At 62.1% G+C, this 13,702-nt stretch carries 14 protein-coding genes; 9 read left to right on the plus strand and 5 right to left on the minus strand.

What is annotated here, in order from left to right:
• Positions 1-46 precede the first annotated feature (46 nt).
• Positions 47-2,299, minus strand: a complete 2,253-nt coding sequence (locus tag B9A97_RS13230) for a methyl-accepting chemotaxis protein (RefSeq protein WP_084365821.1) — start codon at positions 2,297-2,299, stop codon at positions 47-49.
• 373 nt (positions 2,300-2,672) lie between these two features.
• Between B9A97_RS13230 and ffh the strand changes: the two genes are divergently transcribed.
• The 5 genes from ffh (at position 2,673) to trmD (ending at position 6,386) form a co-directional block, all read left to right on the plus strand.
• Positions 2,673-4,253: a signal recognition particle protein gene (ffh, locus tag B9A97_RS13240; RefSeq protein ID WP_084365822.1), complete on the plus strand. Its 1,581-nt coding sequence runs from the start codon at positions 2,673-2,675 to the stop codon at positions 4,251-4,253.
• Positions 4,254-4,262: 9 nt separating this feature from the next.
• Positions 4,263-4,583 carry a chorismate mutase gene (locus B9A97_RS13245; protein WP_084365823.1) on the plus strand — a complete coding sequence of 107 codons (321 nt, stop codon included), beginning with the start codon at positions 4,263-4,265 and terminating at the stop codon, positions 4,581-4,583.
• Positions 4,584-4,620: 37 nt separating this feature from the next.
• Positions 4,621-4,989 carry a 30S ribosomal protein S16 gene (rpsP, locus tag B9A97_RS13250; protein WP_084365824.1) on the plus strand — a complete coding sequence of 123 codons (369 nt, stop codon included), beginning with the start codon at positions 4,621-4,623 and terminating at the stop codon, positions 4,987-4,989.
• 125 nt (positions 4,990-5,114) lie between these two features.
• Positions 5,115-5,687: a ribosome maturation factor RimM gene (gene rimM, locus B9A97_RS13255; protein ID WP_084365825.1), complete on the plus strand. Its 573-nt coding sequence runs from the start codon at positions 5,115-5,117 to the stop codon at positions 5,685-5,687.
• Positions 5,688-5,690: 3 nt separating this feature from the next.
• Positions 5,691-6,386, plus strand: a complete 696-nt coding sequence (gene trmD, locus B9A97_RS13260) for a tRNA (guanosine(37)-N1)-methyltransferase TrmD (RefSeq protein ID WP_084365826.1) — start codon at positions 5,691-5,693, stop codon at positions 6,384-6,386.
• Here trmD and B9A97_RS13265 read toward each other — a convergent pair.
• Positions 6,368-7,114: a sulfite exporter TauE/SafE family protein gene (locus B9A97_RS13265; RefSeq protein ID WP_084365827.1), complete on the minus strand. Its 747-nt coding sequence runs from the start codon at positions 7,112-7,114 to the stop codon at positions 6,368-6,370. The two genes, trmD and B9A97_RS13265, sit on opposite strands and share 19 nt — an antisense overlap.
• Before the next feature lie 281 nt (positions 7,115-7,395).
• Between B9A97_RS13265 and rplS the strand changes: the two genes are divergently transcribed.
• Entirely contained in the window at positions 7,396-7,938 is a 543-nt protein-coding gene (gene rplS, locus B9A97_RS13270) for a 50S ribosomal protein L19 (RefSeq protein ID WP_084365828.1), read from the plus strand.
• A 111-nt stretch (positions 7,939-8,049) separates the two neighbouring features.
• Positions 8,050-8,853, plus strand: a complete 804-nt coding sequence (locus B9A97_RS13275) for an exodeoxyribonuclease III (protein ID WP_084365949.1) — start codon at positions 8,050-8,052, stop codon at positions 8,851-8,853.
• Positions 8,854-9,131: 278 nt separating this feature from the next.
• Here B9A97_RS13275 and B9A97_RS13280 read toward each other — a convergent pair whose 3' ends face one another.
• Complete coding sequence (locus tag B9A97_RS13280) at positions 9,132-9,587, minus strand: cyclic nucleotide-binding domain-containing protein (RefSeq protein ID WP_084365829.1); 456 nt, start codon at positions 9,585-9,587, stop codon at positions 9,132-9,134.
• 66 nt (positions 9,588-9,653) lie between these two features.
• A complete protein-coding gene (locus B9A97_RS13285) occupies positions 9,654-10,337 on the minus strand; it encodes a response regulator transcription factor (RefSeq protein ID WP_084365950.1) in 684 nt (227 codons plus the stop codon).
• A 150-nt stretch (positions 10,338-10,487) separates the two neighbouring features.
• Here B9A97_RS13285 and B9A97_RS13290 point away from each other — a divergent pair, with 150 nt between their 5' ends.
• Together B9A97_RS13290 and B9A97_RS13295 are read left to right on the plus strand one after the other, a co-directional pair.
• Entirely contained in the window at positions 10,488-11,027 is a 540-nt protein-coding gene (locus B9A97_RS13290; protein WP_084365830.1) for a L,D-transpeptidase family protein, read from the plus strand.
• A gap of 118 nt (positions 11,028-11,145) precedes the next feature.
• Positions 11,146-11,925, plus strand: a complete 780-nt coding sequence (locus B9A97_RS13295) for a DUF1194 domain-containing protein (protein ID WP_084365831.1) — start codon at positions 11,146-11,148, stop codon at positions 11,923-11,925.
• A gap of 293 nt (positions 11,926-12,218) precedes the next feature.
• Here the strand turns inward: B9A97_RS13295 and leuC are convergent, their stop codons facing one another.
• Positions 12,219-13,628, minus strand: a complete 1,410-nt coding sequence (gene leuC / locus B9A97_RS13300; protein WP_084365832.1) for a 3-isopropylmalate dehydratase large subunit — start codon at positions 13,626-13,628, stop codon at positions 12,219-12,221.
• Between the last annotated feature and the right edge of the window lie 74 nt (positions 13,629-13,702).

A 13,702-nucleotide genomic window follows, 5' to 3' on the forward strand; every position in this document is an offset into this window, starting at 1 on the left:
GCCGACGGACGCCTTGATTGATGTGCCCTGATGCCGGGATCGCTCTTTAGAATTCCTGCCAGTCCTGGCCGGATGCGGGAGCAAGTGCTGCGGATGCCGCTGCCCTTGGCGCTGCGCGGCGTGCCGCGGTCTGGGTCGGGGCGGGAGCTGGCGCTGCTGCCCGGCGCGGAGCCGCCATCTGTGCGGCAACCTGGCGAAGTGCTGCCGTGCCCGAAGCGCCGGCAGAGCCGAGCTGGAACTGGGCGATCAGCTCGCGCAGGCGACCCGCCTCGTTGGCGAGTGTCGCGCTTGCGGCATTAGCCTCTTCCACCATGGCGGCGTTCTGCTGGGTCACCTGGTCCATCTGGTTGACAGCGGTGTTGACCTCGGACAGGCCGACCGACTGCTCGCGCGCCGAAGTCGCCATGGCATCCATGTGCTGGTTGATCGTAACGATATAGGTCTCGATCTTCTTCAGCGCCTCGCCGGTCTGGCTGACCAGCCGCACACCGTTTTCGACCTCGTCGCTGGAATTGCGGATCAACTCCTTGATCTCCTTGGCAGCCTTGGCCGAGCGCTGCGCCAATTCGCGAACTTCCTGGGCAACGACCGCGAAACCCTTGCCCGCCTCGCCAGCACGGGCCGCCTCAACGCCGGCATTGAGCGCCAACAGGTTGGTCTGGAACGCGATGTCATCGATCACGCCGATGATGTTCGAGATCTGGCCGGAGGATTGCTCGATCTTGCCCATAGCATCGACGGCGGTCGCAACGACAGTGCCGGACTGGCGGGCGCTTTCATTAGCCTGGATCGCGACGTTGCGGGCCTCTTCGGCACGCTTGGATGAGTTGGTCACATTGACGGTGATTTCATCCAGGGCCGCGGCGGTTTCCTCCAGCGAGGCCGCCTGCTGCTCGGTGCGCTTCGACAGGTCGTCGGCGCTATGGCTGATCTCGCGCGAACCGCTGTCGATCGAGCTGCCCGCCTGGGCGACCGCGGCCAGCGTCTCGCGCAGCTGCGAAACAGCGGCATTGAAATCGGTGCGCAGGTTCTCGAAATCGGCAGGCAGCGGCTGGGTGATTTCATAGGCCAGATTGCCGGCGGAGAGATTTTTCAGGCCCTCGGCCAGCTTGGCAGTGGCCTCCGCCATGGCTTCGGCGCGCTGGCGCTCCGAATCGGCGGCGCGGCGGCGCTCGCTTTCGGCGGCGCTGCGATGCGTATTGGCCTCGCCTTCCAGCTCGACCGCCCGCAGCGCATTGTCCTTCAGCACCTGCACGGCCCGGGCGATGGCGCCGATTTCGTCATTGCGGTCGCCGCCGTCGATTTGGGCATTGAGATCATTGGCCGCAAGCCGCGACATGCTGCCCGTCAGACGACCCAGCACGCCGGCGATCGAGCGCGCGAAGATCAGGAAGCCGAGGGAGGAGACAAGCGCCACCAGCACCGTCACCAGCGAGGTGAGCCACAAGGCCTGGCGACTGCCAGCGATGATCGGCGTGACATCCGACGCAACCGAGAGGACGCCGATCTTGTCGCCGGAGAAGTTTGTGAACGGCACGCCGGCAACGACGAAATCCTTGCCGCCTTCGGACATCTGCACCTGCACCGACTTGCCATCGAAGGCGTCTTTCAGCTGATCCTCGGTCAGCAGCGATTTTTCGCCGAGCGTCGAGGCCTGCTGCACAAGCTTGCCTTCGGAAAGGATGTGAACCGAGATCGCGCCATCGATCAGCGTCGCGAGCGGCTTGAAATAGTCATTGGTCAGGCCGGTGCCGGTGTCGACGACGCCAACCACCTTGCCATCGCGGATCACGGGGGCGGATGCAAACATGCTGACCGCGGTCCGTCCGGGCTCCGTGCCGGCCACGAGCTTGCCGCTCGAAATCGCAGACACGATGGTCTTGCGCCGGCCCTTCATATCGTCGCCGAATTTATCCGGCGCGTGGATGCGGGCAACCGCCTCGCCATTGGCATTGACGAAGGTGATCAACTGCACGCCGCCATTGGCGCTGATCTGCGGCAGGCTGGTTTGGTAGCGCTTGAGGATTTCGTCGCGCGCATTGCTTTCGATGAGGGTGGCTGTGTCCGGCTCGCCTGCAAGCGCCAGGCCGACCGAGGAGGCAATCTTCTTCTGGGCGGCCATGTCGGTTTCGATCAGGGCGATATCGCTCTGCAGCTCCTTGCGCAGAGCATCCTCGTTCATGCCAGCCTGTCGATACCAGGCCGTGCCGCCGATCGCCGCACTTGCGAACAGGACGGCGCCGAAGCCATAGGCCGTCATCCTGATCCACAAAGGCCACTTGATTGTCGCATTGCTCATTCTGCTGTCCCCACCTCAGGCAATATCAGGGGGCAGGATGATCCGAATTCTTCAATTTTAGATAAACGATCAGCATTTTTTGAAGTACCGCTGTCCAAACAGCGAGCACATCAGCCACCCCCTGATGCCAATTCGCAGCGGTCTTGTTGACTTTCTGCCAGTTTTCCTGTTTATCCCGCCCAATCTGCGACGAGAACGAAACTCCGAGCCACCGACCGGGACCCGCAAAGGTATAAAGAGATCCCGGAGGTCAACACCCGACAGCGCGATGCGCCCTCGGGTGGTTTTTGGCTTTGCGTCTTGTTTTCGCCGAGGAAAGCACCAACGTTTCGATGGGCGCCTGTAGCCGATCCGAAACGAGAAGGAAGAAGCGATGTTTGATAACCTCCAGGACCGTCTTGGTTCCATTCTGAATGGACTGACTGGCCGTGGTGCGCTGTCGGAGGCCGATGTCTCCGCCGCCCTGCGGGAGGTTCGTCGTGCGCTTCTGGAAGCCGACGTTTCGCTGGAAGTCGTGCGTTCCTTCACCGACAAGGTCCGGGAAAAGGCCGTCGGCTCGCTGGTGGTCAAGTCCATCAAGCCGGGCCAGATGGTCGTCAAGATCGTCCATGACGAACTGGTCGAGATGCTGGGCTCCGAAGGCGTCGGCATCGATCTTAACGCACCGGCCCCCGTCGTCGTCATGATGGTCGGCCTGCAGGGCTCGGGCAAGACCACGACCACGGGCAAGATCGCCAAGCGGCTGACGGACCGCGAGAAGAAGAAGGTCCTGATGGCCTCGCTCGACACGCGTCGTCCGGCCGCCCAGGAACAGCTGCGTCAGCTCGGCGTGCAGACCGGTATCGACACGCTGCCGATCATTGCGGGCCAGTCGCCGACCGACATTGCCGCCCGCGCGGTTCAGGCCGCCAAGCTCGGCGGCCATGACGTCGTCATCCTCGACACGGCAGGCCGTACCCATATCGACGAGCCGCTGATGGTCGAGATGGCCGAGATTAAGGCCAAGTCGAAGCCGCATGAAATCCTGCTGGTCGCCGATGCGCTGACCGGTCAGGACGCAGTCAATCTAGCCCGCAATTTCGATGAGCGCGTCGGCATCACCGGCCTCGTACTGACCCGCATGGACGGCGATGGCCGTGGCGGTGCGGCGCTTTCGATGCGTGCGGTGACCGGCAAGCCGATCAAGCTGATCGGTGTCGGCGAGAAGATGACGGAACTCGACGAGTTCCATCCGCGCCGTATTGCCGACCGTATTCTCGGCATGGGCGACATCGTCTCGCTGGTCGAGAGGGCCGCCGAGAACATTGATGCCGACAAGGCGCGTGCCATGGCCGAGAAGATGGCCAAGGGCAAGTTCGACCTTGATGACATGGCCGATCAGCTGAAGCAGATGCAGAAGATGGGCGGCATGGGCGGCATCATGGGTTTGATGCCCGGAATGGCCGGCATGAAGGACAAGATGGCCGCAGCCGGCCTCGACGACCGCATGTTCAAGCGCCAGCTCGCCATCATCTCCTCGATGACCAGGGCGGAGCGCGCCAATCCCGATATCCTCAAGCATTCCCGCAAGAAGCGCATCGCCGCCGGCTCCGGCACCGATGCCGCGGAGATCAACAAGCTCCTGAAGATGCATCGCGGCATGGCCGACATGATGAAAGCCATGGGCGGCAAGGGCAAGGGCGGCGGCATGATGAAGCAGATGATGGGCGGCCTTGCCTCCAAGATGGGGCTGGGTGGCCTGGGCGGTATGGGTGGCATGCCTGATCTGTCGAACATGGATCCCAAGCAGCTGGAAGCGCTGGCCAAGCAGGCAGAGGCCGCAGGTCTCGGCAAGCCGGGCGGCGGATTGCCGGGTCTTGGCGGCATGCCCGGCGGACTGCCCGGCCTCGGCGGGCCAAAGCTGCCCGGCCTTGGTGGGCTTCCGGGTCTTCCTGGTCTGCCAAAGAAGAAGTGAGGGGAGAGAATGTCCAATCCATCGGTCAAGGAACAGCTCGCCGGCTATCGCCAGTCGATCGACAATATCGATGCAGCACTCGTGCACATGCTGGCAGAGCGGTTCCGTTGCACCAAGGCCGTCGGCGTGCTGAAGGCCACACACGATTTGCCGCCGGCAGACCCGGCGCGCGAGGAATACCAGATCAATCGCCTGCGCAAGCTTGCCCAGGACGCCAATCTGGACCCGGATTTCGCCGAGAAGTTCCTGAACTTCGTCATCAAGGAAGTCATCCGGCATCATGAAGCCATCGCCGCCGATATCGGCGGCATCAAGGAAAAGACCGCCTGATTGGCGGACAGCAAGAAAGCCTGAAGGAGTTACAACAATGGCACTGAAAATTCGTCTCGCCCGTGGCGGTTCCAAGAAGCGTCCCTACTACCAGATCGTCGTTGCCGACGCCCGCTCGCCGCGCGACGGCCGCTTCCTGGAAAAGGTTGGTTCGTGGAACCCGATGCTGGCTAAGGACAATGAAAAGCGCGTCGAGCTGAACGCTGAGCGCATCAAGCATTGGCTGTCCAACGGCGCCATCGCCACCGACCGCGTCCTGAAGTTCCTGAACGATGCCGGCCTCGCCACCCGCGACGCCCGCAACAACCCGGAAAAGGCAAAGCCGGGCAAGAAGGCGCTGGAGCGCATCAAGGAAAAGGAACAGAAGGCCGCTGACGCCGCCGCTGCAGCCGCAGACGCCGCGTAATCGTCCCCTTCTGAACACTGATAGACGGCTGGCATGCATTCATGCCGGCCGTTTTCTGTTTCAATTGCATGCGCTTCATCTTAAAAGAAGCAACCGAAGATTTGCCGAAACGCACGTAGTAACCGATGACGAAACTCGAAAATCCCGTTCTGATGGCCGTGATCGGCGCAGCGCAAGGCCTGCGCGGCGATGTCCGGGTGAAATGCTATACGGCGGATCAGCTGTCGATCGGCGATTATGGCAATCTCTACAGCAAGGATGGTCGCGTCTTCGAAGTGCTCGAAGTGCGGGAAGCAAAGACCGTGGCGATCGTGCGCTTCCGTGGCATCAATGATCGCAATGCCGCCGAAGCGCTGAACGGCACCGAGCTGTATGTCGATCGTGACGCCCTGCCGGACGAGGATCTGGAGGAGGACGAGTTCTTCTACGCCGATCTCGAAGGCCTTGATGTCTTCGATGCCGAAGGCAAGAGCTACGGCTCCGTCAGCGGCGTCTATGATTTCGGCGCCGGCGATCTTCTGGAATTGAAGGGGCCGGGACGTCGACCCGTGCTCATCCCCTTCACCGAAGCCGCCGTGCTGGAGATTGATCTCGAAGGCGGTCGCCTGCTGGTCGATCCCGTCGCCGCCGGCCTTGTCGATGACGGCAGCGAGCCGCCACCCTTCGGCAGCCCGAAGAAACCCTATACCCGCAAATAGGCCATGACCTTTCGCGCAACCGTGCTCACCCTCTACCCGGAGATGTTTCCGGGCCATCTTGGCCATTCGCTGGCTGGCCGAGCACTCGAGCGCGGCCAATGGGCCATCGAGCCCATCCAGATCCGTGATTTCGCCCTGGACAAGCACCGGAGCGTCGATGACACGCCCGCCGGCGGCGGTGCCGGCATGGTGCTGAAGCCTGATGTGCTCGCACGCGCCATCGACCATGTCTCATCGGATGATACCCGCCCCAGACTGCTGATGAGCCCGCGTGGGCGGCCGCTCACCCAGGCGCGCGTGCGTCAATTGGCAGACGGCGAGGGGGTCGTGATCGTCTGCGGCCGCTTCGAAGGCGTGGACCAGCGGGTGATCGATGGCCGCAATCTCGAGGAAGTTTCCATAGGCGACTATATATTGTCAGGCGGCGAGCCGGCGGCCCTGACGCTTCTCGATGCGGTGGTGCGCATTCTGCCCGGCGTAATGGGCAACGACCTCTCAGGCATCCATGAAAGCTTCGAGGGTGGCCTGCTGGAGCATCCGCACTACACCCGCCCGCAGAGCTTTGAAGGCGTCGATATTCCCGCGATTCTCACTTCGGGCAATCATGGGGCCATCGAGAAATGGCGCCATGAGCAGGCGGTCCGCCTGACGCGTGAACGCCGTCCCGATCTCCTGCCGCCTCAGCCAGTCACGAAGTAATAGATCGCAAGCCCGGTGCCCGCGGCCACGACCAGCCAGCGCAGCAACGCCTGCGGCGCCCGCTTGGCAAGGCTGACACCCGCCCAGCCGCCCAGCGCCACGGCTGGCACCATGATGACAGCATGAAGCCATGAGACGGCACCCGCCGCGGTAAAGACAGCAATCGCCACGGCGGCGATGACAATCGACAGGAAATTCTTCAGCGCATTCATGCGGTGATAGCTGCCGCCGCTGGCCAGGCCGAGCGAAGCCAGCATCATGATGCCCATGCCGGCACCGAAAAACCCGCCATAGAAGGAGGTAGCGGCCTGCATGGCGATACCGAGCGGGCTTGCCGCATGGCTTTCGCCAGCCGCCTTCGGCCGCAGCCACGGGCCTGCCGCAAAGACGGCGGTCGCCGCCAGCAGCAGCCACGGAACCATGTCGCGAAAGGTCGGGTTGGAAAGCGAAATCAGGAACAGCGCGCCGCCCAGCGCCCCGACCGCCGAGATGAGGGCGAGCACAACAGCGCTTTTCCAGATTTGCCTGAGCTCGCTCACATAGGCGAGCGTCGAGGTGATATAGCCCGGAAACTGCACGATGGACGAGGTGGCATTGGCGGAAATCGGCGGCACGCCGGCCAGCGTCAGCGCGCCAAAGGTAAGAAACGTGCCGCCACCGGCAATCGCATTGACCACGCCGGATAGGAAACCGGCAACGAAAAGCAGCGCGATGAAGGCCAGCGACATGTTTTCTCCCTCAAACAGATCGTTGCAAGCCATAGGCGGCCCATGCTGCGGCGACAAGCCGCCAAGGGCGCATTTGCGGCACGTGCAAGAAAAATAGCCCTGTCAGGGGTGACAAACTGATGTTCTTGATATACAGGCACACGCGGAAATGGGCTTGATGCCCGTCTGCCACCAACAAAGAGCATGCGTACCCGCTCCGCCGCAAGGCAGGACCCAAGGCTATTGACCAAGGGACCGATGTTGAGCGCTCTGGCTGTTTTAGAAGAACCTGAGGTAAGACAATGAACATCATTCAGCAGCTGGAAGCCGAACAGGCCGCCAAGATCGAAGCCAAGCGCAAGCTCCCTGACTTCTCGGCCGGCGACACGCTCCGCGTCAACGTCACCGTTAAGGAAGGCAACCGTACCCGCGTACAGGCCTATGAAGGCGTTTGCATCGCCCGTTCCGGCGGCGGCATCAACGAGAGCTTCACCGTTCGCAAGATCTCCTACGGCGAAGGCGTCGAGCGCGTATTCCCGGTCTACTCGCCGATGGTCGAAAGCGTCGAAGTCGTTCGCCGCGGTAAGGTCCGTCGCGCCAAGCTGTACTACCTGCGCGATCGTCGCGGCAAGTCGGCTCGTATCGTCGAGAACACCAATACCCGCGCCCGCAAGCTGAACGACGCCGAGCGCGCTGCCATTGCCGAGGAAAAGGCACGCATCGAAGCTGAAAAGATCGCAGCCGCCCAGGCTCTGGCCGCCGAAAAGGCAGCAGCCGAAGCCGCTGCAGCCAAGGCTGCTGCCGAAGCTGAAGCTGCAAAGGCCGCCGAAGGCGCAACCGAATAAGATTTCCCGATAAGGGAACTGGAAAAAGGCGGTCCTCGGGCCGCCTTTTTTGTGTTCATCGCCGGCAAAATTTCCTATTGCCATCTGGATTATCAAACGGGATCCCTCGGCATGGCGCTTTCCATTACCACCTGGAACATCAACTCGGTGCGGCTGCGCATGCCGATCGTCGAACAGTTCCTCAAGAGCCATTCGCCCGACATTCTCTGCCTGCAGGAGATCAAGTGCCAGAACGACCAGTTCCCGCTGGAGCCGTTCCAGGCGCTGGGCTACGAGCACATCATCCTGCATGGCCAGAAGGGCTATCACGGCGTCGCCATCGCCTCCCGGCTGCCGCTCACGGAAGACTATCGCACCGACTATTGCGGCGTCGGAGACTCAAGGCACATCTCCGCCCGCTTCCAGCACGGGGGCAAGCATATCCGCATCCATAATTTCTACGTCCCGGCCGGTGGCAACGAGCCGGACCGCACGGTGAACCCGAAATTCGGCCACAAGCTGGATTTCGTCGAGGAGATGAAGGCGCTGCGCGCCGATGCCGAACCCGGCGTCTCGGCCATCTTGGTCGGCGATCTCAACATCGCGCCGCTCGAAAACGACGTCTGGTCCCACAAGCAGATGCTGAAGATCGTCAGCCACACACCTATTGAGACCGACGGCCTGCTTGAGGTCATCCGGAAGGGCGGCTGGCTGGACCTGATGCGTCAGCACACACCCGCCAGCGAAAAGCTCTATACTTGGTGGAGCTACCGCGCCAAGGACTGGAGCGCCGCCGATCGCGGCCGCCGTCTCGACCATATCTGGTCGTCGCCCGATCTCGGCGCGCACCTCAAGGATATCGGCATCCTGCGCGAAGCCCGCGGCTGGACCCAGCCGTCCGATCACGTGCCGGTCACCGCCTATTTCGATTTGTGAGTGTGGTCGGCAGGTCGCTTTGATTTGAATTCCATAGTGCCCGATGGTTCCTGCAACGTCATGTCAGGGCTTGTCCCGAGGATCTGCCAACGTTGGAAATTTTCATTTCTTCAATGTCTTAAGTGAGCGTCAGTAGATCCTCGGGACAAGCCCTGACATGACGCCGCGACGTTGACGAAACGCTTGGATTGATCGCTTTCTTCGGATGTCATTATGGACCGATTGTCATCATCCGCGCAGGGGATGCGCAACCGCTATATAATTTCGCGGAATATTCTCTACCGAAACTTGTCCTGCATGCCCGCCGCCTGGCTGGCGAGCGTCTTGAGGCTCGCCGCGATGCGCTGGCGCACGATCGTCGCCATGTCGGGATATTCCTCGATCAGGCGATGAAACAGCGGCCGGCTGATGCGCATCACATCGCTGTCCTCGGACGCAACCGCCGTGAATTTCCGCTCGACCGAGGTCGCGAGCGCCAGTTCCGACAGCATCGTGCCCCGGCCCGCGCGGGCCTGCAGGTGATGCTCGCCCAGGCGATCGGTGACATAGAGGTCCAGCCGGCCCGATGCCACGACATAGGCGCATTCCGCCTCTTCGCCCTGGCGGAACAGCATGTCATCGACCCGCAGCCGGCGATGCTCCGCACCAAAGGCGATCAGCCGCAATTGCTCGCCGTTCAAGCCCTTGAACAGCGGCACACCGGCCAGAAGCTCCACATCGTCGCTGACCGCCATCGGCCGGTCTTTCCTCTCTAAACATCAGGTCATCGGCTCGAACGCCGCGACCATCCGCCGTGCCGTTTACGGCACGATCTTGTAGCCACCGTTTTCCGTCACCAGGATCTCGGCATTGGATGGATCGCGCTCGATCTTCTGCCGGAGCCGGTAGACATGGGTCTCCAGCGTATGGGTCGTCACGCCGGAATTATAGCCCCAGACTTCCTCCAGCAGCACGTCCCGCGTCACCACCTTCTGGCCGGCACGATAGAGATAGCGGATGATCGCCGCCTCCTTCTCGGTCAGGCGGATCTTCTTGCCGTCCTCGGTCGTCAGCAGCTTCTGGCTGGGCTTGAATAGGTAGGGCCCAACGGTGAAGGTCGCGTCCTCGCTCTGCTCGTGCTGCCGCAGCTGGGCGCGGATGCGCGCGAGCAGCACGGCAAACCGGAAGGGCTTGGTGACATAGTCATTGGCACCCGCCTCAAGCCCCAGGATCGTGTCCGAATCCGTGTCGTGGCCGGTCAGCATGATCACAGGTGCCTTGAAGCCGCCCTTGCGCAAAAGCTTGACCGCCTCGCGGCCGTCCATGTCAGGCAGGCCCACATCCATGATCATCAGGTCGACCTGGCCATTGCGAGCCGCCAGGATGCCCTTGGAGGCATTGGCTTCCTGCTGGATATTGAATTCCTCATAGAGCGACAGCTGCTCGACCAGGGTTTCACGCAGGTCGTCGTCATCATCCACCAGAAGAATGGTACGGGCTGTCATCTGAATTACCCCAGTTATCGCCGCCGCCATCCGTTCATCGCAAAAGATGACGGGATGGGCAACCTCCATTGCCATGTTGTAAGCGTCGCGCTGCTATGAATAGTATCCAATTCACAGGCAAAGCAAAATCTTGTGAGCAGAATGCGACGCATGCCGGCAAAAACGAATCATCATCCCCGGTCGCTGATCGTGCGCCCCTCACCCCTCGACAGGCGCAAGGCGATCCTGTCCTTCGGTCCGCTCTCGATAAAGGCGGCGCTCGGCCGCTCCGGCATCACCAGTCTCAAGCGCGAGGGCGATGGCGGCACGCCACGAGGAACACTGCGGATCCTCTACGCCTATCGCCGCGGCGAGCGCAATGGACACCTGCCCACCCCGCTGCCAACAAGGCGGATCAAGGCCGATATGCTCTGGTGCGATGCATCAGAGCATCCCGCCTATAACCGCCCGGTCAAGGCACCCTTTGTCGCCAGCCACGAAAAGCTCTTGCGCCAGGACAGGCTATACGACGTCTGCGTGGTGCTCGACTGGAACATCCGCCAGCGTCGACGCGGCTGCGGATCGGCGATCTTCTTCCACCTCGCCAAGCCGGGTTACCAGCCGACGGAGGGCTGCATCGCCGTTAGCCTGCGCGACATGCAGCGCCTGCTGCCGCATCTGCGGCCGGGGACCAAGATCCGCATCCCCTGACCCCTATGGGATGCCGTTCACCGGAAGTTGAACGCATCAGGCCTCTGGCGTCTCGCCCTTCGCCCGCCTTGTGTTAGGCTTTGCTGCCGAGGCTGGGTTTGAATCATGGGATGACGTCATGCTTGCCACACTCGCAGTGCTCCTGGGTCTGAGTTCCACGCCAGCCATACAGACGGTCGCCGCGCCCGCTGGTGAGGAGGTCGATGTCGAACTGATCCTGGCCGTCGATATTTCCCGCTCCATGGATTTTGACGAACTCGAGGTGCAGCGCTCCGGCTATGTCGCGGCCCTTCAGCATCCCGATTTCATCAATGCCGTGCAGGACGGCCTGCTGGGCCGCATCGCGGTCGCCTATTACGAATGGGGCGCTGCGGTCAATTCCGGCGCGCTGGTGAACTGGCAGATCATTTCCAATGCTGAGGAAGCCGCCGCCTTTGCGGCCAGGGTCAAATCCGGCAGCATCGAAACGCTGCATGGAACCTCGATCTCCAGCGCCATCGATTACGGCTATGACCTGTTCGAGAAGAATGGCTACCAGGGTCTGCGCCAGGTCATCGATGTCTCGGGCGATGGCCCGAACAATCGCGGCCTGCCGGTCACGCCCTCACGCGATCGGGCGCTCGCCGCCGGGATCGTGATCAACGGGCTGGCCATCATGATCCGTCCATCCTCGTCGGTGGTGTCGCTAGACAAATACTATGCCGATTGCGTGGTCGGCGGCCCCGGCGCCTTCGTCGTGCCGGTCCATAAGCCCGAGGACTTTGCCGCCGCGATCCGTCGCAAGCTCGTCATGGAGATCAGCGGCATCAGCCAGCCCGGCGCAATCCCGGTCGCCGCAGAACAACCCGCCGACTGCATGATCGGTGAAAAACTGCGCTATCAGTGGATGGATCGGTAAAACGAAAAAGGCGGCCGCGACGGCCGCCTTCAGCTTGATGACAAAGATGGACTTTCCGCGACACCCCATTCAGCCGTCATTCCGGCGAAGGCCGGAATCCAGCCACGGCGCGTCTGCGCCGTGAAAGGAGTCTTTCGCAATCAAGGACTTGATTGCGCTGGATGCCGGCTCGGCGGCCGGCATGACCGTAGGGTTTTCGGTCAAAACCAACGGTAAAGACCTGAGATGAGAGTTTGCCAGCAGTCTGAAAGCGGCCGCAAGGGCCGCCTTCTCGTCGGATCACGTGGGACCGCTTACTTGAAATCGCGGATATCGACGAAGTGGCCGGCAACCGCGGCAGCGGCCGCCATGGCAGGCGAAACCAGATGCGTGCGGCCCTTATAGCCCTGGCGGCCCTCGAAGTTGCGGTTCGAGGTCGAGGCGCAGCGCTCTTCCGGCTTCAACCGGTCGTCGTTCATGGCCAGGCACATGGAGCAGCCCGGCTCGCGCCATTCGCAACCGGCGTCCTTGAAGATCTTGTCGAGACCCTCGGCTTCCGCCTGTTCCTTCACGAGACCAGAGCCCGGAACGATCATGGCCGAGACGGTCGGAGCGATCTTCTTGCCTTCGAGCACCTTGGCAGCAGCGCGCAGGTCTTCGATGCGGCCATTGGTGCAGGAGCCGATGAACACACGGTCGATGGCGATATCGGTCATCTTGGTGCCGGGCTTCAGGCCCATATAGTCAAGCGCACGCCACTTGGAGGCACGCTTGTTCTCGTCCTGGATGTCGTCGGGGTTCGGTACGACGCCCTGGATCGACACGACGTCCTCAGGCGAAGAACCCCAGGAAACGATCGGCGGGAGGTTGGCAGCATCCAGAACGACCGTGCGGTCGAAATGCGCGCCCTCGTCGCTTTTCAGCGTCTTCCAATAGGCCACGGCCTGGTCCCAGGTCTCGCCCTTCGGCGCGCGCGGCTTGTCCTTGATGTATTCGAAGGTCTTTTCGTCCGGCGCGATCAGGCCGGCGCGGGCGCCGCCCTCGATCGTCATGTTGCAGACGGTCATGCGGCCTTCCATCGACAGCGCCTGGATCGCTTCGCCGGCGAATTCGATGACGTGACCGGTGCCGCCGGCCGTGCCGATCTCACCGATGATGGCGAGAATGATGTCCTTGGCGGTGACGCCTTCCGGCAGCTTGCCATCGACACGCACCAGCATGTTCTTGGCCTTCTTCTGGATCAGCGTCTGGGTGGCGAGCACGTGCTCGACCTCGGAGGTGCCGATGCCATGGGCCAGCGCGCCGAAGGCGCCATGGGTCGAGGTGTGGCTGTCGCCGCAGACGATGGTCATGCCCGGCAGGGTAAAGCCCTGTTCCGGCCCTACGATATGCACGATGCCCTGGCGGACATCCTTTTCGGAATAATATTCGACGCCGAAATCAGCCGCGTTCTTGGCAAGCGCCTCGACCTGGATCCGGCTTTCCTCGTTCTTGATGCCTTCGTGGCGATCCGGCGTGGTCGGCACGTTGTGGTCCACCACGGCCAGCGTGCGGCTCGGCGCATGCACCGAGCGTCCGGTCATGCGAAGCCCTTCGAAGGCCTGCGGGCTCGTCACCTCATGCACCAGGTGGCGATCGATATAGAGAAGACAGGTTCCGTCTTCCTGGCGGTCGACCAGGTGATCATCGAAAATCTTGTCGTAAAGTGTGCGCGGTGCGCTCATGGCTGCTCATCCCTGAAATTCTGAAAAAGGAGGTCGTAGGTCCGCCGCTCAAGCGGCAAGGCGCGCCTTAGTCG

The sequence above is a fragment of the Rhizobium sp. RU36D genome, from assembly GCF_900176345.1.
In the GTDB taxonomy this organism is placed as follows: domain Bacteria; phylum Pseudomonadota; class Alphaproteobacteria; order Rhizobiales; family Rhizobiaceae; genus Allorhizobium.

Coding starts and splice junctions, on each gene's coding strand:
- B9A97_RS13230 (WP_084365821.1), bottom strand. CDS start 2,299: ATGAGCAATGCGACAATCAAGTGGCCTTTGTGGATCAGGATGACGGCC.
- ffh (WP_084365822.1), top strand. CDS start 2,673: ATGTTTGATAACCTCCAGGACCGTCTTGGTTCCATTCTGAATGGACTG.
- B9A97_RS13245 (WP_084365823.1), top strand. CDS start 4,263: ATGTCCAATCCATCGGTCAAGGAACAGCTCGCCGGCTATCGCCAGTCG.
- rpsP (WP_084365824.1), top strand. CDS start 4,621: ATGGCACTGAAAATTCGTCTCGCCCGTGGCGGTTCCAAGAAGCGTCCC.
- rimM (WP_084365825.1), top strand. CDS start 5,115: ATGACGAAACTCGAAAATCCCGTTCTGATGGCCGTGATCGGCGCAGCG.
- trmD (WP_084365826.1), top strand. CDS start 5,691: ATGACCTTTCGCGCAACCGTGCTCACCCTCTACCCGGAGATGTTTCCG.
- B9A97_RS13265 (WP_084365827.1), bottom strand. CDS start 7,114: ATGTCGCTGGCCTTCATCGCGCTGCTTTTCGTTGCCGGTTTCCTATCC.
- rplS (WP_084365828.1), top strand. CDS start 7,396: ATGAACATCATTCAGCAGCTGGAAGCCGAACAGGCCGCCAAGATCGAA.
- B9A97_RS13275 (WP_084365949.1), top strand. CDS start 8,050: ATGGCGCTTTCCATTACCACCTGGAACATCAACTCGGTGCGGCTGCGC.
- B9A97_RS13280 (WP_084365829.1), bottom strand. CDS start 9,587: ATGGCGGTCAGCGACGATGTGGAGCTTCTGGCCGGTGTGCCGCTGTTC.
- B9A97_RS13285 (WP_084365950.1), bottom strand. CDS start 10,337: ATGACAGCCCGTACCATTCTTCTGGTGGATGATGACGACGACCTGCGT.
- B9A97_RS13290 (WP_084365830.1), top strand. CDS start 10,488: ATGCCGGCAAAAACGAATCATCATCCCCGGTCGCTGATCGTGCGCCCC.
- B9A97_RS13295 (WP_084365831.1), top strand. CDS start 11,146: ATGCTTGCCACACTCGCAGTGCTCCTGGGTCTGAGTTCCACGCCAGCC.
- leuC (WP_084365832.1), bottom strand. CDS start 13,628: ATGAGCGCACCGCGCACACTTTACGACAAGATTTTCGATGATCACCTG.